The 20,674-nt window shown below is 39.3% G+C and carries 14 protein-coding genes; 10 read left to right on the forward strand and 4 right to left on the reverse strand.

Annotated features, from left to right (window positions below):
• Positions 1-76: 76 nt before the first annotated feature.
• Together BMY50_RS16150 and BMY50_RS16155 are read left to right on the forward strand one after the other, a co-directional pair.
• Positions 77-769, forward strand: a complete 693-nt coding sequence (locus tag BMY50_RS16150) for a ComF family protein (RefSeq protein ID WP_093326426.1) — start codon at positions 77-79, stop codon at positions 767-769.
• A gap of 248 nt (positions 770-1,017) precedes the next feature.
• On the forward strand, positions 1,018-1,236 hold the full coding sequence (locus BMY50_RS16155; protein ID WP_093326520.1) for a helix-turn-helix domain-containing protein: 219 nt from the start codon (positions 1,018-1,020) through the stop codon (positions 1,234-1,236).
• A gap of 243 nt (positions 1,237-1,479) precedes the next feature.
• Here the strand turns inward: BMY50_RS16155 and glyA are convergent, their stop codons facing one another.
• Entirely contained in the window at positions 1,480-2,751 is a 1,272-nt protein-coding gene (gene glyA, locus BMY50_RS16160) for a serine hydroxymethyltransferase (RefSeq protein ID WP_093326427.1), read from the reverse strand.
• Positions 2,752-2,835: 84 nt separating this feature from the next.
• Positions 2,836-3,579 (reverse strand): segregation and condensation protein A, encoded by a 744-nt coding sequence (locus tag BMY50_RS16165; RefSeq protein ID WP_093326428.1) that lies wholly within the window; start codon positions 3,577-3,579, stop codon positions 2,836-2,838.
• Positions 3,580-3,805: 226 nt separating this feature from the next.
• Between BMY50_RS16165 and dxs the strand changes: the two genes are divergently transcribed.
• Together dxs and aspS are read left to right on the forward strand one after the other, a co-directional pair.
• Positions 3,806-5,734: a 1-deoxy-D-xylulose-5-phosphate synthase gene (gene dxs, locus BMY50_RS16170; protein ID WP_093326429.1), complete on the forward strand. Its 1,929-nt coding sequence runs from the start codon at positions 3,806-3,808 to the stop codon at positions 5,732-5,734.
• An 82-nt stretch (positions 5,735-5,816) separates the two neighbouring features.
• Positions 5,817-7,562: an aspartate--tRNA ligase gene (aspS, locus tag BMY50_RS16175; protein WP_093326430.1), complete on the forward strand. Its 1,746-nt coding sequence runs from the start codon at positions 5,817-5,819 to the stop codon at positions 7,560-7,562.
• A gap of 70 nt (positions 7,563-7,632) precedes the next feature.
• Here aspS and BMY50_RS16180 read toward each other — a convergent pair whose 3' ends face one another.
• Entirely contained in the window at positions 7,633-8,079 is a 447-nt protein-coding gene (locus BMY50_RS16180) for a single-stranded DNA-binding protein (RefSeq protein WP_093326431.1), read from the reverse strand.
• Positions 8,080-8,095: 16 nt separating this feature from the next.
• On the reverse strand, positions 8,096-9,154 hold the full coding sequence (mutY, locus tag BMY50_RS16185; protein ID WP_093326432.1) for an A/G-specific adenine glycosylase: 1,059 nt from the start codon (positions 9,152-9,154) through the stop codon (positions 8,096-8,098).
• 517 nt (positions 9,155-9,671) lie between these two features.
• On the opposite strand from mutY, the gene BMY50_RS16190 reads away from it, so the two are divergent.
• The 6 genes from BMY50_RS16190 (at position 9,672) to BMY50_RS16220 (ending at position 20,641) form a co-directional block, all read left to right on the forward strand.
• The gene (locus tag BMY50_RS16190; RefSeq protein WP_093326433.1) at positions 9,672-9,956 is read left to right on the forward strand and encodes an HU family DNA-binding protein; all 285 of its coding nucleotides are present in this window, start codon (positions 9,672-9,674) and stop codon (positions 9,954-9,956) included.
• 31 nt (positions 9,957-9,987) lie between these two features.
• Positions 9,988-10,833: a tetratricopeptide repeat protein gene (locus BMY50_RS16195; RefSeq protein WP_093326434.1), complete on the forward strand. Its 846-nt coding sequence runs from the start codon at positions 9,988-9,990 to the stop codon at positions 10,831-10,833.
• 342 nt (positions 10,834-11,175) lie between these two features.
• Positions 11,176-12,729, forward strand: a complete 1,554-nt coding sequence (locus BMY50_RS16200) for an Rne/Rng family ribonuclease (protein ID WP_093326435.1) — start codon at positions 11,176-11,178, stop codon at positions 12,727-12,729.
• A gap of 140 nt (positions 12,730-12,869) precedes the next feature.
• Positions 12,870-14,249 carry a DNA repair protein RadA gene (gene radA, locus BMY50_RS16205; RefSeq protein ID WP_093326436.1) on the forward strand — a complete coding sequence of 460 codons (1,380 nt, stop codon included), beginning with the start codon at positions 12,870-12,872 and terminating at the stop codon, positions 14,247-14,249.
• A gap of 647 nt (positions 14,250-14,896) precedes the next feature.
• Positions 14,897-16,042 (forward strand): efflux RND transporter periplasmic adaptor subunit, encoded by a 1,146-nt coding sequence (locus BMY50_RS16215; protein ID WP_093326438.1) that lies wholly within the window; start codon positions 14,897-14,899, stop codon positions 16,040-16,042.
• A 30-nt stretch (positions 16,043-16,072) separates the two neighbouring features.
• The gene (locus BMY50_RS16220) at positions 16,073-20,641 is read left to right on the forward strand and encodes an efflux RND transporter permease subunit (RefSeq protein ID WP_093326439.1); all 4,569 of its coding nucleotides are present in this window, start codon (positions 16,073-16,075) and stop codon (positions 20,639-20,641) included.
• Positions 20,642-20,674: the final 33 nt, after the last annotated feature.

Here is a 20,674-nt window from a genome sequence, read left to right on the forward strand (position 1 = left end):
ATAATACCTAAATCGTGATACTAATTCCTGTATCGCGATATGAATATTTATAGCCAATTGACAATAGCCAATCCAAATGAGCTTAAAAACCTATTTGAATGATTTCTTTTCCTTGTTATTTCCCCCGCTTTGCTTAGGATGTAGTAGATCCCTGTATAAGCATGAAACTTTTCTCTGCTCCTATTGCTGGTATAGCCTTCCTGTTACTAATTTCCACATGGATGAAGAGAATGCTGCCGCTAAACAGTTATGGGGAAGAGTTAATTTGGAACGCACTGCATCATATCTATATTTTGCCAAAGAATCCATCGTGCAGAGAATTATGCACCATCTAAAATATTTTTCGAGAGCAGAAATTGGAATTGTACTTGGTGAACGGTACGGATTATTGTTAAAAGACTCGGATTTCAATGCCGTTAATATTATTATGCCCGTACCGCTCCATCCGAAAAAATTAAAAAAGCGCGGATATAACCAAAGCGAATCTTTTGCACGAGGACTTAGTACATCTATGAATATCCCTTTAGATGTGGAGAACATGGTTCGTCATACATTGACAGAATCTCAAACAACTAAAAAACGTTATGAGCGCTACGAAAATATGCGATCAATTTTTAAGATAAACCATCCAGAGAGATTAAAGGGCCAACATGTATTGCTAGTCGATGACGTGTTGACTACCGGGGCTACTATTGAGGCCTGCGCTAATAAATTATTAGAAATACCTGATGTGAAGGTGAGTGTAGTTACGTTGGCTTATACTAAATAGTTAATAATACGATTACTCATGTAAATCGTTGTGCTCTGTACACGACATCTACATTAAATCTGCAAATGTTAGCTTCGTAGCTAAATGTTTCAAGGGCTTCCTGTTGACTTTTCATAAATTTGATTCATTGTTTGTATAGATTTTCTATACAAACATATAGAATAGAAGTGTAAATGCAAAATTATTGTAAAGAATTTATTCACAATAGTCATATTTATCTGTACATATGTATTGATGAACTATATATTATGACTAGACTAGGAGAATATTTGGCCAGACGGTCGGTTAATAAATCCATGGTAGCAAGGCGAACAGGATTAAGTAAACCGCGCATAAATGAATTAACATTAAATGATACGGCTAAACTTCGGGCCGACGAGCTCTTTTTAATAGCTAAAGCTATTAATGTCGATGCATGCGGCATGCTTCAGGAGTTGTGCGGACATCTTCAGCTACAGGACGAGTAAACTTCGCCTCTGGTTCGGGACATCTCCGTATCTCCTTCCATATTAAACAAAGTATTAACAAAGGTAATACCTCTGTTAACTCCCTATAAATACTAGCTTACCACTATATAAATACATAATTAATATCAAAGATAGTACGAGTATGGAGTAAAGGAAGTCAGCGGAGAATAAAACGATATAACGGTAAACAAAACGGGCATTCCACCAGAGAATGCCCGTTGATGTAGGTGATAATTATAAATATTATTTATAAAGAGGAAATTTTGCCATTAATTGAAGTACATCTTCGTGTACTTCCTCTAATATTTCTTCGTTCTCCGGGTTTGTAATCACCTTATCAATCAATTCCACAATTTCTACCATTTCGGGCTCTTTTAAACCTCTGGTGGTGATTGCTGCTGTTCCCATACGGATGCCGGAAGTAACAAAGGGTGATTTATCATCAAAAGGAACCATGTTTTTGTTGGTGGTAATATCTGCTTGGCCTAGTGCCGCTTCAGCTGCCTTACCACTTATCCCTTTGTTGCGTAAATCAATCAACATGGAATGGTTGTCTGTTCCTCCAGAGATAATTTGATATCCTTTTTGGACAAATGCGTCAGCCATTGCTGCTGCATTTTTCTTTACTTGAACAACATAATGTAAATAATCGTCACTTAATGCTTCACCGAAGGCAATTGCTTTCGCCGCTATAATATGCTCTAAAGGCCCGCCTTGGGTACCTGGGAAAACAGCCATGTCTAATAAGGATGACATCATACGAATTTCACCTTTTGGCGTCTTTAAGCCCCATGGATTTTCGAAATCTTTACCCATCATAATCATACCACCTCGAGGACCTCTCAGTGTTTTATGAGTGGTAGTCGTCACAATATGGCAGTGAGGAAGAGGGTCACTTAGTAAGCCACGCGCAATTAAACCCGCAGGGTGAGAAATATCGGCCACCACTAAGGCGCCAACCTTATCTGCAACCTGACGGATAAAAGCATAATCCCAATCACGCGAGTAGGCAGATGCACCTACAATTATCGCCTTAGGTTTTTCTCTTAAAGCGGTCTCCTCGAGCGCTTTGTAATCTATTAATCCTGTTTCTTTATCAACACCATAAAAATGAGCCTCATAGAGTTTGCCGGAAAAATTTACGGGTGAACCATGTGTAAGGTGCCCTCCATGTGATAAATCAAACCCTAAAATTTTGTCACCCGGCTTAAGGATGGCTAAGAATACTGCAGCATTGGCCTGTGCACCAGAATGTGGCTGAACGTTTACCCATGCAGCATTGAAAAGCTGTTTAGCGCGATCAATAGCAATCTGTTCAACCTCATCCACCACTTCGCATCCGCCATAATAACGTTTTCCCGGAAGCCCTTCAGCATACTTGTTCGTTAGCACAGAGCCGGCAGCCTCCATCACTTGTTTACTAACAAAATTCTCTGAGGCAATAAGTTCGATGCCTTCTTCTTGACGCTCTAACTCTTCTTTAATAAGGTCAAATATGATGTTGTCTCTTTCCATTAATTAATGATATAAGTATCAGTTTTAGATAGTTGCGCAAACTTAGATAAATTGCTTTTTATATGCAAATTACTGCTTTCTGCTCTACGCCTTCTCTTGTACCCAAAAATTGTTATAACCAAGTCCTAACTGCAGCTCAAGTATTTGTTGCTGAAGCATTTCAAGAATTGCCAGAAAATTGTAAACAAAATGTACCCGATTTTCTGAGTGTAGTTGAATGGCCTTAAAATCGAGTTTTTTATTGATTGTTAATAACGATGCAATTGCTTTCTTTTGTTGCTCAATGGTGTAAGGATATTGAATAACAGTGTGTTTAATCTCGTTCGACTTATTAAAATGGTTATTCATTAAGCGGTCATATACCTTCATGAGCTTATAAAGATCAAACGAGTTTAATTCTTCACCAGGCTCAGCATCAGTTGAGGCGAGTGATAGATTAAATGCAATATTTCCTCTTTTTTCAATTAAAAAGCGGGTGTCTTCTAAAGCTTTTAACTCTTCACATACGGTTTTGAACTTTTTGTACTCGATAAGCTTTTGTACAAGGTCTTTCTTGAGATCTACTTCATTGCCCTCTTCATCCAGCTCTGGTCTAGGTAGCAACATCTTTGCTTTGATGCGCATTAAAGTTGCCGCAACAAATATGAACTCACTTGCCAGCTCCATGTTTAAGGCATTCATGTGGTGAATGTAACCTAAAAAATCATCGGTTATTTTTGCAATGGGAATTTCATGGATATTGAGCTCATCCCTTTCAATAAAAAATAATAATAGGTCAAAAGGACCTTCAAATTGCGGCAATTTGATTTCAAAACCCTCAGCTTGCATATGCCAAAGGTACGACGTTTTTGCTAAATTATAAACGGACAAAAAGTGACTATTAGCGGTTCGTGGAAAAACAATGGTGAGAATGGTTTGTTTTAGACTACAATAGATCCTACAATCTAAATAATTATCCTTTACTTTGTAGACATTTTTTATTGATTAATTTTGCATATTAAAATGCAAAGAATTTGGCCCGATTATTTGGGTTAGTTCGTCAAAACCTGTAAATATGGATTTTGAACCAGGAACGTTACTAAAGGACATAAATAGCCCTGTTGATCTAAAAAAACTTAAAGAGTCAGATTTAGAGCAAGTCTGCAAAGAACTGCGTCAATATATCGTTGATGTAGTTTCCGTTTATGGAGGCCATTTTGCAGCTAGCTTAGGAGTGGTTGAGCTAACTGTTGCTTTACATTATGTGCTTAATACGCCGTATGATCAGCTGGTATGGGATGTGGGCCATCAAGCTTATGGGCATAAAATTCTCACCGGAAGAAGGGACGTATTTTATACCAATAGGGTATACAACGGGATCAGCGGTTTCCCTAAACGGGGGGAGAGTGAATACGATACTTTTGGTGTGGGACATTCCTCAACTTCTATTTCGGCAGCGCTAGGGATGGCGGTAGCTTCTCATTATAAAGGCGAAAATGATCGACAACATGTTGCCGTAATAGGTGATGGATCCATGACTGCAGGCATGGCATTTGAAGCATTAAATCATGCAGGTATTGAAAAGTCGAACCTCTTGGTTATCTTAAATGATAACTGCATGGCTATAGACCCCAATGTAGGCGCTTTAAAGGAATACCTTACGGATATTACCATATCGAAACCTTACAATCGTTTCCGAGATGACATCGCGACGGTATTAACCAAAATATCACAAATTGGCCCCGATGCCCTGGGTTTGGCGAAGAAAATAGAGAAAAGTATTAAAGGTACTCTACTCAAGAATAGTAATTTGTTTGAGTCGCTAAAATTCAGATACTTTGGCCCTGTAGATGGACATGATGTAAAGAGACTGGTTAAGATTATTGATGAATTACGCGATATACCAGGACCGAAGTTATTACACTGTATTACCGTTAAGGGAAAAGGCTTTGCTTTAGCGGAAAAAGATCAAACGAAGTGGCATGCCCCCGGCTTGTTTGATAAAATTACAGGAGAGATAAAGAAAGCTGTTAGTGATAAGCCTATAGCGCCTAAATACCAGGATGTTTTTGGTCACACGCTGGTTGAACTAGCAGAAATTAATAGCAAGATCATGGGTATTACCCCGGCCATGCCTTCTGGTTCGTCTATGAATATTATGATGAAAGCGATGCCTAGCAGAGCTTTTGATGTAGGTATTGCCGAGCAACATGCGGTCACTTTTTCTGCTGGTTTAGCGACGCGAGGAATGGTGCCCTTTTGTAATATCTATTCCAGTTTTATGCAAAGAGCCTATGATCAGGTGATCCACGATGTGGCCTTACAGAAGTTGAATGTTGTAATGTGTTTAGATCGGGCAGGCATAGCAGGTGCAGATGGTCCAACGCATCATGGAGCTTATGATTTGGCTTATATGCGCTGTGTCCCAAATTTGCAGGTGGCTGCTCCTATGAATGAAGAGGAACTCCGGAACCTTATGTATACTGCCCAATTAGAAGATAGGGGGCCTTTCGTGATTCGCTATCCGAGAGGACAAGGCGTTATGCCCGACTGGAGGAGACCTTTTAAGGAAGTCAAGGTCGGTAAAGGACGGAAAATTTGCGACGGGGAGGATTTAGCCGTATTAAGTATTGGTCATATTGGTAACGAAGTGGTCAAAGCAAGTATAAGTTTGAACTCCGAGGGGATTTATCCGGCACATTATGATTTACGGTTTATCAAACCTTTGGACGAAGAATTACTTCATGAGGTCTTTCGTAAGTTCAAAAAAATAATAACGGTGGAGGATGGCTGTATACAAGGAGGAATGGGAAGTGCCGTACTTGAATTTATGGCGGATTATAATTACACAGCAAATATTCTTCGTTTAGGAATTCCAGACAGATTTGTAGAGCATGGCGAGCAGAATCAATTATGGGCAGAATGTGGGTACGATGCCGGCGGTATCATTGCAGCGGTTAAAAAGTTTTCTGTTGGACATAAAACCAGCACCATGGCTGGGTAGCTACAGAAACATCGCAATCCGACAAATAAATTACTAAAATCTTTTTTGCTGTTTCTAGAGTGCAGCTATTAAATATATAAATATGTATAGAACACATACTTGCGGAGAATTAACGATCGCTGATTTAGGTAAAGAAATTACCCTGTGTGGCTGGGTACAAAAATCGCGTGACTTAGGCGGAATGACTTTTGTTGACATGCGTGACCGCTATGGTTTAACGCAACTAGCCTTCAATACAGATGATGATGAAACCCTTCGCGCGCGTGCTAGAGAACTAGGCAGGGAGTATGTAATCCAGGTTAAAGGAACTGTCATCGAACGTTCTAGTAAAAATTTGAAAATTCCTACAGGGGAAATCGAAATAAGCGTTTCTTCATTGGAAGTGCTCAATGCAGCTAAGCTGCCGCCTTTCTTAATTGAAGATGAGACCGATGGAGGAGAAGATTTGCGTATGAAATATCGCTATCTTGATTTACGTAGAAATCCTGTAAGGTCTAATTTGATACTACGCCATAAAATGGCGCAGGTGGTTCGAGCATTTTTAGATAATGAGGCCTTTATTGAGGTAGAAACGCCTGTGTTGATTAAATCTACGCCAGAAGGAGCGCGTGATTTTGTGGTGCCAAGCCGCATGAACCAGGGAGAGTTTTACGCCTTGCCACAATCCCCACAGACATTCAAGCAGCTGCTGATGGTTTCGGGGTTTGATCGTTATTTTCAGATAGTTAAATGTTTTCGTGATGAAGATTTACGTGCGGACCGTCAACCTGAATTTACACAAATTGATTGCGAAATGTCTTTTGTTGAGCAAGAGGATATTTTAAATATTTTTGAAGGACTTATCCGCGATTTATTTAAAAAGGTAAAAAATGTCGAAATAGGCGGGCTCCCCCGCATGACTTATGCGGAGGCAATGCGCTTATATGGTTCTGATAAACCTGATACACGTTTCGGAATGGAGTTCTTTGAATTAACCGATTTTGCTAAAGGCCATGGATTTCCAGTTTTTGATAACGCCGCGCTCGTTGTTGGGATTAATGCGAAAGGATGTGCCTCTTACACTCGGAAGCAGCTGGATGCATTGACGGACTTCGTTAAGCGTCCACAGATAGGGGCAACAGGATTGATCTATCTGCGCATAAATGAAGATGGATCGTTGAAATCATCAGTAGATAAATTTTTTGATCTGGAACAATTGAAGACGTGGGCAACGGCCTTTAGAGGCGAGCCTGGCGATTTGATTTTAATCATGGCGGGTGAAGTTGATAAAACACGTAAACAGTTGAATGAATTGAGACTTGAAATGGGTAATCAACTAGGGCTACGTGATAAAAATAAGTTTTCGGCGCTTTGGGTTGTGGATTTTCCTTTGCTAGAGTGGGATGAAGAAACCGCTCGTTACCATGCTATGCACCACCCATTTACATCACCCAAACCTGAAGATATAAGGCTATTGGATAGTGAACCTGGAGCGGTTCGTGCAAATGCTTATGATATGGTGATCAATGGTACCGAAGTTGGTGGTGGCTCTATTCGGATTCATGATAAAAAGTTACAGCAACTGATGTTTAAACACTTAGGCTTTAGCGAGGAGGAGGCACAGAAGCAGTTCGGGTTTCTGTTAGAAGCCTTTACCTATGGGGCTCCGCCACACGGAGGGATTGCCTTTGGGTTTGACAGACTTGCGTCTATTTTTGCCGAACTGGATACGATACGAGATGTAATAGCTTTTCCTAAAAATAATGCTGGTAGAGATGTAATGATCGATTCTCCAAGTACTATCGCTCAGGAGCAATTAAATGAGCTGAAAATTGCGGTTAAAAATTAGCAAATTTATTGATAAAATAAGAAGGGTTCCGGCAGTCTGCCGGAACCCTTCTTATTTTTCTGTTATTTTATTAAAAGGGTAAATCATCTTCTTTATTTTCATTAAAGTCTACTGTAGTAGAACTTGGGTCTGTCGAACCTCCGCTAACGGGTCTGTTCTCGCCATTCGCAGGGCTGGGTTCAAAGTCACTTTTCCTGCCTAACATCGTAAAATTCTCGGCTACGATCTCCGTTGTATACCGTTTTACCCCCTCTCGGTCTTCATAAGAGCGCGTACGTAACTTGCCTTCAATATAAACAAGTTTTCCCTTTTGAAGGTATTTGGCAGCAACATCCGCAAGTCCTCTCCACATTACAATATTATGCCATTCAGTCTGTTCTATTTTCTTTCCGTCCTTGTTAAAGGTCTCCGATGTAGCCAAAGGAAAACTTGCAACAGATACGTTTCCATCTAAGTGGCGAACCTCAGGATCCTTGCCTAAGTGTCCAACCAAAATAACTTTGTTAATTCCTGACATAGCTTATAAGTGTTAGTTATTGCAAATTATAATCTCTTAAAAATGCGAAAATTAATTTAGGTTTAGCTAATGTATCTAAATCTTTTAACAAAACATAATCCCACTCGCCTTTTTTATTTGAGTCTTTTGAAATTTTAGATACTTCTAAGAAAGTTGCATAAATATTCTGATGACTTAGAATGTGTTTTTTAGGGGTACTTATAATGTGCAATTCAGCGCCCCTTCCAAATAATTCATTAAACTCTTTCGTATTTTTTAGTTCACTTATTGAAAGAGGTGCTGCCTGTTCAATCAGTGGAAATTCATACATATTCTCCCAAATATCTTTTGGCCCCCTTTTTCTTATCGCAATGCTACCGCTCTTCTCATCCATAATGACGAAGTAATAGAAGTATCTATCCTTTGATATGCGGCCTTTTATTTTAACAGGTAAGGAATTTACTTTGTTTGTCTGTTTTGCATAACAGCTGGTGCGTAAAGGGCAAATTTGGCAATCAGGATTTTGTGGCTTACATTGTAAAGCACCAAACTCCATAATAGACTGGTTGTAGATTGCTGGTTGTTCTTTATCGAGCATTTCTAATGCCAGTTCATAAAATAATTTTTTGCCTTTGGGTGTATTTATGGCTTCTTCTATTCCAAAATACCGTGATAATACTCTAAACACGTTTCCATCTAATACCGGCTTTGCTTCATTTGCTGAAAAAGAGGCAATAGCCGCTGCGGTATAACCGCCAATTCCGTTGAGCTTTATTAAGCTGTCGTAAGTAGTAGGGAATATGCCATCATGGTTGTCCATAACCATTTTCGCCGCTTTATGCATATTCCTTGCCCTAGAATAGTAACCAAGGCCCTGCCATAATCTTAATATCTCGCCCTCTTCAGCAGCAGCAAAAGTGGCTATATTGGGGTATTGCTCTACAAAACGATAAAAATAGGGGAGTCCTTGCTCTACACGTGTTTGCTGTAAAATTATCTCGGAAAGCCAAATTATATAGGGGTCTGTTGTATGGCGCCAAGGTAAATCTCGTTTGTTAGGATGGTACCAGTTAATTATTTCTTGTGAAAATGACATTGGGCAAAAATAGTTATTAGTTGTTTGTTATTGGTTATTAGTAGCAAGATATCAGTATTAAGTATCAAGACTGTGTTAGTTACGAGTTGTGAGTTATTCGTTTTACTAGTTTCTGATGACGGTCTTGATTCGCTTAAATTAATGGTCATACTCCAAGCTCCTTTAACAATTTGTCTATTCCACTACTTAACAATTTAACTGATTAACGACCTACTTAACGATTCAACTATTGAACGAGGTATCAAGACACAAGTATTAAGATCTAAGACAGCCGTATCGGACGGTTCATAACTCATCGTTCATAACTCATCGTTTAAACGAAAACATTTAGTCGTTTCGCAATCCCTTAAAACATAGCTAAATAGTTTATTTTTTTGCTTAAAAAGGATAGGTTATAGATATTTTACAGAAAAATTGATGTTTTATTTTTGTAAATCATTTAAAAGCAATACTTTTGCATCCCCAAATCGAATGATCTGGCGTATAGTTAAAAGAAAAACAATTAGAAGAATATAACATGACTAAAGCAGAAATTATCGCAGAGATTTCTAACAAGACAGGTTTAGAAAAAGTAGACGTACAGGAAACTGTTGAGGCATTTTTTAAAGTAGTAAAAGGTGCTATGATCGAAGGTGAAAATGTTTACGTTAGAGGATTCGGTAGCTTTGTTGTAAAGAAAAGAGCTAAAAAGACCGCTCGTAACATTTCTAAAAACACCGCTATCATTATTCCAGAGCACTTCGTTCCAAGCTTTAAACCAGCAAAAGTTTTTGTTGAGAGAGTAAAAAACGGCAATAAATAATCTGCTTAAAATCATTTAAGTATTATCTATCATGCATAAATCAAAACAAATAATAGTAATTGTGCTCGTAGTAGCCCTTATGGGTGTGTTACTTGCACAGCCTATTAAAGGGTTGATTAAGCAAGATAAAGCCGAACAGGCAGAACAGCAAGCCACAAACAATGCTAGTAATGCTGAAGTGAATCTTGCATCGGTCTCTATTGTTGCAAAGCAAGGACTGGATGCAAGTTTGGTTAAGCAGATAGCTGATATTGAGCAAGCGTTACCTGGAAGCACTGGTACAGATCGTTTAACCTTGTTAAAAAAATTGGCAGGCCACTGGGATGATGTTGCGAAACCGGCTCCCTTAGGTTTTTCTTATGAAGAAATCGCCAATTTAGATCCCACATATGAAAATTGGCTAAAAGCAGGAGATGCCTTTACTGCTGCTTATGAAAATCTTCAAGATACTGTTGTTGCCCCAGCGCTCACCCAACATGCTCAAAAAGCCTACCAAAAGGCGCTTGATCTTAATTCCAAAAGTTTAGATGCTAAAACTGGTCTGGGAACTGCCATTGTAAATGGTGGTGGTGCTCCTATGCAAGGTATAGCAGTGCTTATGGAAGTTGTAAAAGAAGATCCAAAAAATTTAAAGGCAAACATGAACCTTGGAATGTTTTCCATGCGCTCACGCCAGTTTGACAAAGCTGTAGATAGGTTTAAAACTGTTTTAGAGATTAAACCAAGCGCAGAAGCTTGGTTTTACCTAGCTACTAGCTATGAAAATATTGGCTTGAAAGCTGAAGCTATTAAATCTTTTCAAGAAAGTAAAAAGATAGCGGCAGACCCAAGCTTATCACAGTTCATCGATCGTAAGGTGGATGAATTAAGCAAGTAATTTATTAATTTATTAAAAAACATTTAAAAATTTTAAGCTATGCCAAGCGGAAAGAAAAGAAAAAGACATAAAATGGCTACTCACAAACGTAAGAAACGTTTAAGAAAAAATAGACATAAGAAAAAATAAATAATGCAATCAGATGCGCCAAACGTGGTAGCCTGCTTCTCTAATGAGATGCAGGCTATTGTGGTTGATGCCTAGTGTATTATTGTAGGGTTCATACTGGAAGAACCCCTTATTGTGTTTGTTTTTAATTAAACAATCTTATGGTTTAACCGAATTTGCATAAAGGAATGTGTTTAGCTATTGCTTTATGCGCTTTCAAAATAAGAGTAGCTGTTGGTAAAGGAATTAATAGTAGATTCTTCCCCAGACACGGGGACAACTATTGCTTTACTGCAGGATAAACAGCTTGTTGAACTTAACAAAGAGCAAGTAAATAATAATTACGCTGTTGGCGATATTTACTTAGGCAGAATCAAAAAAATTATGCCTGGGCTCAATGCTGCGTTTGTAGATGTGGGTTATTCTAAAGATGCTTTTTTGCATTATTTAGATTTAGGCCCTCAAGTGCAGTCGCTCATCAAGCTTACCAAATTAGTAAAGAATGGCAGTTATAAAGATAAACTGCTCAATAGTTTAAAGCTAGAAAAAGATATAAATAAGGCTGGAAAGATTTCTGAGATCTTGAGCCGGAATATGCTGCTCCCCGTTCAGATTGCGAAAGAGCCAATCTCAACCAAGGGACCACGGTTGAGTTCCGACTTATCTATAGCAGGAAGATTTGTGGTACTTGTGCCTTTTTCTGATGTCGTTTCAATCTCAAAGAAAATTAAAAGTAATACAGAGAGAAATCGACTAAAAAAAATTGTGGAGGGTATAAAACCTCAAAATTTCGGAGTGATCATCCGAACAGTATCTGAAGGGAAAGGTGTTGCTGAGTTAGAAAAAGACCTAAGGGATTTAATAACGAAGTGGGAATCCTTCAGCAAAAGGTTAGGGTCCACTGAACCTTCGAAAAAGATATTAGGTGAAATGGATAGAACTTCTACCATTTTGCGTGATATCTTGACTGATGAGTTTTCTCATATCTATATCAACGATCAGATAATTTATGACGAAACACGTTCTTATATACAGGATATTTCTCCCGATCTAGAAAAGATAGTAAAGCTCTACAAACACAAAGATCCAATATTTGAACATTTTGGTGTTGAAAAGCAAATTAAGGCCGCCTTCGGAAAAATTGTTAACCTGCAAGGTGGGGCTTATCTGGTAATAGAGCATACAGAAGCCTTACATGTAGTAGATGTAAATAGCGGCAATAGAACGGCGAATAAAGAAAATCAAGAGGACAATGCGCTACAGGTGAACAAAGAAGCCGCGAAGGAAATTGCGCGTCAACTACGTTTGAGAGATATGGGAGGTATTGTGGTGATTGACTTTATTGATATGCATAAGCCTGTAAATCGTAAAGAGTTGCACGACTATCTTAAGGAATGTATGGGGAACGATAGGGCGAAACACACAATTTTACCTCCCAGCAAGTTCGGCCTGGTACAGATAACGCGCCAGCGTGTGCGTCCTGAAATGACCATTGTTACCAATGAAAAGTGCCCTGCTTGTGGAGGAACGGGTGAAATAAGAGCGAGTATTGTGCTGATGGACGATATTGAAAGTAACCTCAGTTACGTGCTCAATGAGCAGAACGAAAAACAGATCACACTATGTGTGCACCCTTATGTCTCAGCCTTTATTAAGAAGGGATTTATATCTCGAAGGATGAAATGGTTCTTTCAATATGGTAAATGGATAACGATTAAATCGATCGCCTCTTATTATATGAATGAATTTCATTTTCTTAACGCAAAGGAAGAAGAGATCAAATTATAAATAGATTTTTTATAGAAAACCTTACTCCACAAAACCGGAGTAAGGTTTTTTTATGGAATAAATTGATATATTTACCGGCGCTAGATACGAAAATGACCTCTATGTATATAGCCAATAATTAGCATTAATTTTTTCATCTTATGGCTAAAAGCAAAACAACTTATTTCTGCCAGAACTGTGGATATGAATCAGCTAAATGGCTGGGTAAGTGTCCCTCTTGTAGCCAATGGAATACCTTTGTTGAAGAATTGGTTGAAAAAGCAGGAAATAAAGTGCCTGATTGGCGAAGTGGAAATTCGCTTGCGAGAAAGGCAAATAAAGCAGCTGTTATACATGAGATTATTTACCAAGACGAACAGCGGATAAAGACGCCTGATAAAGAGTTAAATCGCGTATTAGGCGGAGGTATCGTTGCTGGGTCATTGGTTCTTATTGGCGGCGAGCCGGGCATAGGAAAATCTACCTTGATGTTGCAATTAGCCTTAACGATACCTGGTGTTAAAACACTGTATGTGTCGGGAGAAGAAAGCGAACAACAATTAAAGATGAGAGCGGAAAGGCTCATGCAATCGTCAAAAGCCAATTGTTATATTTTAACAGAAACATCTACACAGAATATATTTAAGCAAATAGCATCTGTGGAGCCTGATCTTGTAATTATTGATTCTATACAAACCTTACACTCTTCTCAAATCGATTCAACCCCTGGAAGTGTGTCACAGGTAAGAGAATGTACCGCCGAGTTATTGCGGTTTGCTAAAGAGTCTTCAACGCCCGTTTTTATTGTTGGGCATATTACAAAGGATGGAGCCATAGCGGGGCCAAAGGTTTTGGAACATATGGTAGATACGGTGCTTCAATTTGAAGGGGATAGACATCATATGTATCGTATCTTAAGGGCTGTTAAAAATCGTTTTGGCTCATCATCAGAACTGGGCATCTATGAGATGCATGGTACGGGGCTAAGGGAGGTTTCCAATCCTTCAGAAATTCTACTCTCGCAAAGAGAGTCGCCCTTAAGTGGAATAACCATAGCAGCCATGTTAGAAGGTGTTAGACCGATGCTAATTGAGGTACAAGCATTAGTAAGTAATTCTGCATACGGTACGCCGCAACGTTCTTCCACCGGTTTTGATACGAAACGAATGAATATGTTATTGGCAGTATTGGAGAAACGATTTGGATTTCGATTGAGCGCACAAGACGTGTTTTTGAACATAGCAGGAGGGTTAAGGGTGGAAGATCCAGCCATTGATTTAGCGGTGATAAATGCAATTATTTCTTCACAGCAGGATATCGCTTTGTCAAATAATATTGCTTTTGCAGGCGAAGTAGGGCTTTCGGGTGAAATTCGTGCAGTTAATAGGGCGGAACAACGCATTGCCGAAGCAGCGAAATTGGGGTTCGAACAGATCTTTATATCAAAGTATAATAGCAAAGGTTTAGATGTTTCTAAATATAATATCAAAATTACCTGGGTAGCTAAAGTTGAAGAAGTCTTCGGAGCTTTATTTGGATAATAACCTGAATTCAGGTTAATATATAATAAATATTACATTGACTTGAGGCTTAAATCCGGTATTTTGTGTGAAAAAATGCTATTTTTGTGGTCGATGGATTTTTTTAAAATAATAAATTTCATAGTTCTCCTGGGTTTAGTTAATACGATAACGTATTTTCCTACCTATGCCAATGATAATTTATTATACCAAAAACAATCTACTCATGATCCTAAGCCAAGAGATTTTGATGGAGATACCCTTCTAGAGTGTTTCTTTGACGACGTGCTAGACATACCAATGTCTGGCAAGGATATAAGCCCCAAAATTTTTTACGATAATTATAATTATTTAACAAATATCATTTCAATGAGTATTAAAGTGCTTGATAGCTTTATCATGACTATTAAGCCGGTAGTTAACTCATTGGTAAGTAGCGAAAGCTATTTCATTTCTAAAACAACTCCTCTTTTAGGCTATTATTCATTCTTGTTCAGATTAAAACCATTTTAGTCTGCTTCTTTATTTACTTCTATACTAAAACTCTTTAACAGTTTATACTTGCTCTCCCTGAGAGTTCTAAATTGTAGCACCTTCAATCAGCGTGTTGATCACTTGTGTGCTACAGATACAATCAACTAAAATATTTTACTTTCTAGCACTTTTTAATGAATACTACTTTTTATACAGGGTTATGCTTAATTGCTTTATCCATTTTTGCAGCTTGTACATCCGGCAATGTTAGCAGTGATCAAGAAGATGAAAAACGGACAGTACCATACATCACGATCGAAACCGTTGATACGATATTATACACAGATTATGTTGCCGATATACAGGCGGTAAGAAACGTAGAAGTTCGCTCAAAAGTACAGGGCTTCTTAGATAAAATTTATGTGGATGAAGGCGCATTGGTGCAAGCAGGGCAACTATTATTTAAGATTAATGACGATGAGCAACGGGCCGATGTATCGAAAGCCCAGGCGCTCTTAAATAATGCTACCGCTGATGCCAAAACTGTTGCTTTGGAGCTTGAGCGAGTGAAAACATTGGTGAAAAAGAATATTATTACAAAGACGGACCTTGATGTGGCGGAAGCACAGTTAAATGCTGCCAAAGCACGCGTAGAAGAAGCAAGGTCAGATCTACAACGTGCCGGTACACAGCTGGCATATACTTATATTAAAGCACCTTTTACCGGAAGAATTGATAGAATACCTTTAAAGGTTGGAAGCTTATTGAATGAAGGAGCACTTTTAACAAGTGTTTCTGATCTGAATGAAGTATATGCTTATTTCAACATTTCCGAAACAGAATATCTTCAGAATATTGCTAGGAAGTCAGCTGAAAATAGCATTCTTTCTAAGGAGGTGAAATTAACACTGGCAGATGGCCAGCATTATCCACATAAGGGAAAGATAGAACTTGCCGAATCAGAGTTTCAAGAAGAAACTGGAACGATTTCGCTGCGTGCTCGTTTTGCTAACCCAGACCGTATTCTTAAACATGGAGCAACAGGAAAAATCCAATTGCCTACGAATATTACAGGATCTATCATTGTCCCGCAAAAATCTGTTTTTGAAATTCAAGACAGAGCGTATGTTTATGTTTTAGATACCGCCAGTCATGTGAAGATGACTAATATTGAGTTGGGAACACGATTTGGTCATTTTTATTTAATACGTTCGGGACTTACAGCGGGGCAAAAAATAGTCTATGAGGGCACACAAAGTTTAACAGATGGCTCAGCCATAGAGCCCAAGGCTGTATCGTTAGACAGCTTGTTGCATAACCCCAATCAAGGGTTAAAATAATTTTAGGTTACCTTCATTAAGATATTAAGCATGTTCGAAATTTTCATAAAGCGACCAGTGCTCTCGCTGGTTATCTCACTATTCATAACGTTATTAGGACTTTTGTCCCTCTTCACTTTACCGGTAACGCAGTTTCCAGACATTGTGCCGCCTTCTGTTGTTGTTAATGCTAACTACACAGGTGCCAATGCCGAAGTTAGTACGAATGCGGTTGCCATTCCGCTGGAAAAGGCGATAAATGGAGTACCTGGGATGACTTATATGTCATCTGTTTCTACCAACAATGGCAATACGCTTATACAGGTGTATTTTGAAGTAGGTACTGATCCGGATATAGCCGCTGTTAATGTGCAGAACCGTGTTACAACAGTACTTGATGAATTGCCGGAAGAGGTGATTAAAGCGGGTGTTACGACAGAGAAAGAAGTAAATAGTATGTTGATGTACCTCAACATATATAGTGACGATGAAACGGCAGATGAACGTTTCATTTATAACTTCACAGACATAAATGTTTTAAAAGAACTGAAGCGCATTCAAGGAGTTGGACGCGCCGAAATCATGGGTTTTAAAGATTATGCCATGCGAGTGTGGTTGAAACCTGATCGATTAACGGCTTACAACGTCTCAAGTGAAGATGTGATTAAAGCTATTCGTGTACAAAATGTAGAAGCTGCACCAGGTCAGACGGGTATAGGTTCCGACAAAAGTGTCAATATGCAGCAATATGTTTTGCGATACCCCGGAAAATTTGATCGTCCAGAGCAATACGAAAACATACCATTGCGTGCTAATCCCGATGGCTCTATTCTGCGATTAAGAGATGTAGCCGAAGTAGAATTTGGTTCACTTGAGTATGAGATGGCTTCTAAGGCAGATGGTAGGCCTTCTGCTTCTATTATGATTAAACAGTTACCGGGCTCTAATGCTAGTGAGGTAATTGATCTGATTAAAGGGAAAATGGAAGAGCTAAAAGGAACATCGTTTCCCCCAGGTATGAAATATGCCATGGGCTATGATGTCTCACGCTTCCTCGATGCTTCCATCAACGAGGTGTTGCATACATTAGTTGAAGCCTTTATTCTGGTTTTCTTAGTGGTATTTATTTTCCTGCAGGATTTTAGATCCACTTTAGTGCCCGCATTAGCAGTGCCCGTATGTTTGATCGGAGCATTGTTCTGTATGCAGATGATGGGCTTTTCCATAAACTTGTTAACATTATTCGCGCTGGTGCTTGCTATCGGTATTGTCGTCGATAACGCTATTGTGGTGGTGGAAGCCGTCTATGTGAAGATGGAAGAGGAGCATATGGAGCCAATGGAAGCTACCTTGGCCGCCATGAAGGAAATTAGTGGTGCTATTATCGCGATCACGTTGGTTATGTCGGCGGTATTTGTTCCGGTAGCATTTTTGTCGGGACCAGTGGGGGTGTTTTATCGACAGTTTTCATTAACCCTTGCGGGATCAATTATTATATCCGGAATTAACGCCTTAACACTTACACCTGCTCTTTGCGCGATCATTTTAAGATCCCCACATAGTAAACCCGAACCGAAGGGGATGCTTGCCGCCTTTTTCAGGAAATTTAACCACATTTATAATCGTGTTTCAGGAAGATATGCAGGTCTCATAGGAAAAATTGCCGGACGGCGCATAATAACATTGGCACTTTTAGTGATATCGTTTATCGCTACTTGGGGTATTTCAGCGGTTTTACCTTCAGGATTTATTCCTACTGAAGATCAGGGAATGATCTATGTGAACGTTACCACGCCTGCGGGTGCAACGGTTCAACGGACGGAAGCAGTGTTGGATGAAATTGATGCTATAAGCAGGCAGCAAGATGCGGTAGAAAGTGTTTCCACACTAGCCGGTTATAGTATAGTAAATGAGGTAACGGGAGCATCGTATGGGATGGGTATGATCAACTTGAAACGTTGGGAAGAGCGAAGCGAATCTGTTACGGAGATGATAGCTAAACTGAAAAAGGAAACAGCAGGCATTACAGATGCAGAAATAGAATTTTTCCCTCCTCCAACAGTGCCTGGGTTTGGAAATTCAAGCGGATTTGAAGTGCGTTTATTAGACAGAACCGGTAGTGATGATCTGGGAAAGCTTTCAGATGCACTGAATGGTTTTATGGATAACCTTAAGAAAGCGCCTGAAATAGGGAGTGCCTTTACAAGTTTTGATCCTAACTTCCCGCAGTACTTAATTAACGTTGACTATGACATTGCTGCAAAAAAGGGGGTTAGTGTTGATAATGCCATGTCTACCTTACAAACCTTGATGGGAAGCTTCTATACTTCCAACTTTATCAAATTCGGACAGATGTATAAAGTAATGGTGCAAGCTGGGCCTGGATATAGAGAGAAGCCGGAAGATGTGTTACGATTGTTTGTTAAAAATGATGCAGGTGAAATGGTTCCTTTTTCGAGCTTTATAAAAATGGAGCGGATTTATGGGCCGGAACAATTGACGCGCTATAATATGTTTACTTCAGCGATGATTAATGGTGATGCAGCGGTGGGATATAGTAGCGGTGATGTTATTACAGCTGTTGAGCGTGTAGCAGCGGAAAGCCTGCCCAAAGGCTTTGAAATTGAATGGTCGGGCATGACGCGTGAACAGATTCTATCTGGAAATCAGGCAATATATGTATTTGCCCTCTGTTTGTTATTTGTGTATTTATTACTGGCTGCTCAATACGAGAGCTTCCTGCTACCTTTACCTGTAATATTAAGCTTACCGGCAGGTGTGTTTGGCGCTTTTTTATTGCTAAAAGTAACTGGCTTAGAAAATAATATATATGCGCAAGTAGCATTAATTATGCTTATAGGTTTATTGGGTAAAAATGCTATTCTGATTATAGAATATGCAATTTTGAAGCATAAACAGGGGGCTTCTGTTTTGAATGCAGCCATCGAAGGATCGGTAGCCCGTTTACGACCTATTTTAATGACCTCATTTGCCTTTATTGCTGGGCTGATCCCATTAGCGATGGCTTCTGGTGCAGGTGCTTTGGGAAACAAGTCGATAGGGATGACTGCCATTGGAGGAATGATTGTAGGAACCATTGTTGGTGTTGTGGTGATACCCGGGCTCTTTGTGTTGTTTGCGGCCATGAAAAAAAATAAGAAAACCAAAGTAGGAGTGGTTACCGCTGTTATGCTGGCGGTTTCAGTACTGTCTTCTTGTTCTGTTCAAAAGGACGTTGATTTGGCTCATCGTACCTTACCTGAGCATTTTGTGGGCAGCAATAAAGCGGATACGCTAACGAAAGATTCTACCTCGATAGCAAGCATTTCGTGGCGGGAATTCTTTCAAGATGAATACCTAGTGAAATTAATAGATACTGCATTGAAAAATAATCCCGATATGCAGCAAGCGTTATACAGGGTCGAAATGGCACGTGCCAATATGCGGCTTCGAAAGAATGCGCTATTTCCGTCCATTGATGCAGTAGCTGAGGCAGGTTTAAGAAAATATGGCTTTTATACGATGGACGGTATTGGTAATTATGATACTAACTTTTCGGAAAATCTGAAAGATGACGAAAAGCTGCCTGATCCGGTACCTGATTACTTTTTAGGCTTAAGAGCTTCTTGGGAAATAGATTTATGGGGAAAATTGAAGAATAGAAAGAAAGCGGCGTTCGCACGTTTTTTATCTTCCTATGAAGGAAAGAAACTTGTACAAACGCAACTGGTAGCGGAAGTTGCTGCTGCTTATTTCGATTTATTGGCACTCGACAACGAATTAGGTATTCTAGAAAATAATATTGTATTGCAGCAAGAGTCGTACGAATTGGTTCAAGTGCAAAAAGCTGGTGGGAGGGCTACTGAGCTAGGTGTTCAGCAAATGCGTGCCATTTTAGCAAATTCTAAAAGCCGTAAAGAAGTTGTATTGCAACAGATTAACTCCAAAGAGAATTATTTGAATTTCCTTTGTGGGAGATTTTCTGAGAAAATTGAGCGAGGTGAAAACGTACTTGAAGATTATCCACTTGCTAGTACCGCAAAAGTAGGCCTTCCTATTAAAATGCTTGCTTTAAGACCTGATATTCGAGCCGCCGAGCTTAATTTGCTGGCTGCAAAAGGTGATGTTAAGGCCGCGAGAGCTGCTTTTATGCCTTCTCTGCAATTTTCGCCTTACGTTGGCTTCCAGGCATTTGATATGTCTAAATTATTTGTGACACCAAGTTCCATTGCTTATGGGCTGATTGGCGGACTTACAGCACCCTTATTTAACCAGCGATTGATTCGTTCGGCTTATGAACAGGAACTTGCAAATAAAGGGATTGAATATCAGGAATACGAAAAGACAGTGTTGAAGGCTTGGCAGGAGGTTGAAACTGGTTTGAATGCCCAAAAACACATCATGCGTAGAAGACAATTAAATAATGAAGAGGTAGAAGCCTTACGTCTAGCGGTAGATGCTTCTACTGAATTATTTAAAGCAGGACGCGCTAATTACCTCGATGTGATTACTTCTCAGCGCAACGTGCTAGATGCAGAGATATCACTTAACGGTACCTATCTCGAGTATTTACAATCTGTTATTAACCTTTATAGGTCATTAGGTGGTGGATGGGAATAGCTTTTAATTAGCTAATTAAGTAAATAAGTTAAA

The organism is Olivibacter domesticus, from assembly GCF_900109575.1.
Classification (GTDB): Bacteria; Bacteroidota; Bacteroidia; order Sphingobacteriales; family Sphingobacteriaceae; genus Olivibacter; species Olivibacter domesticus.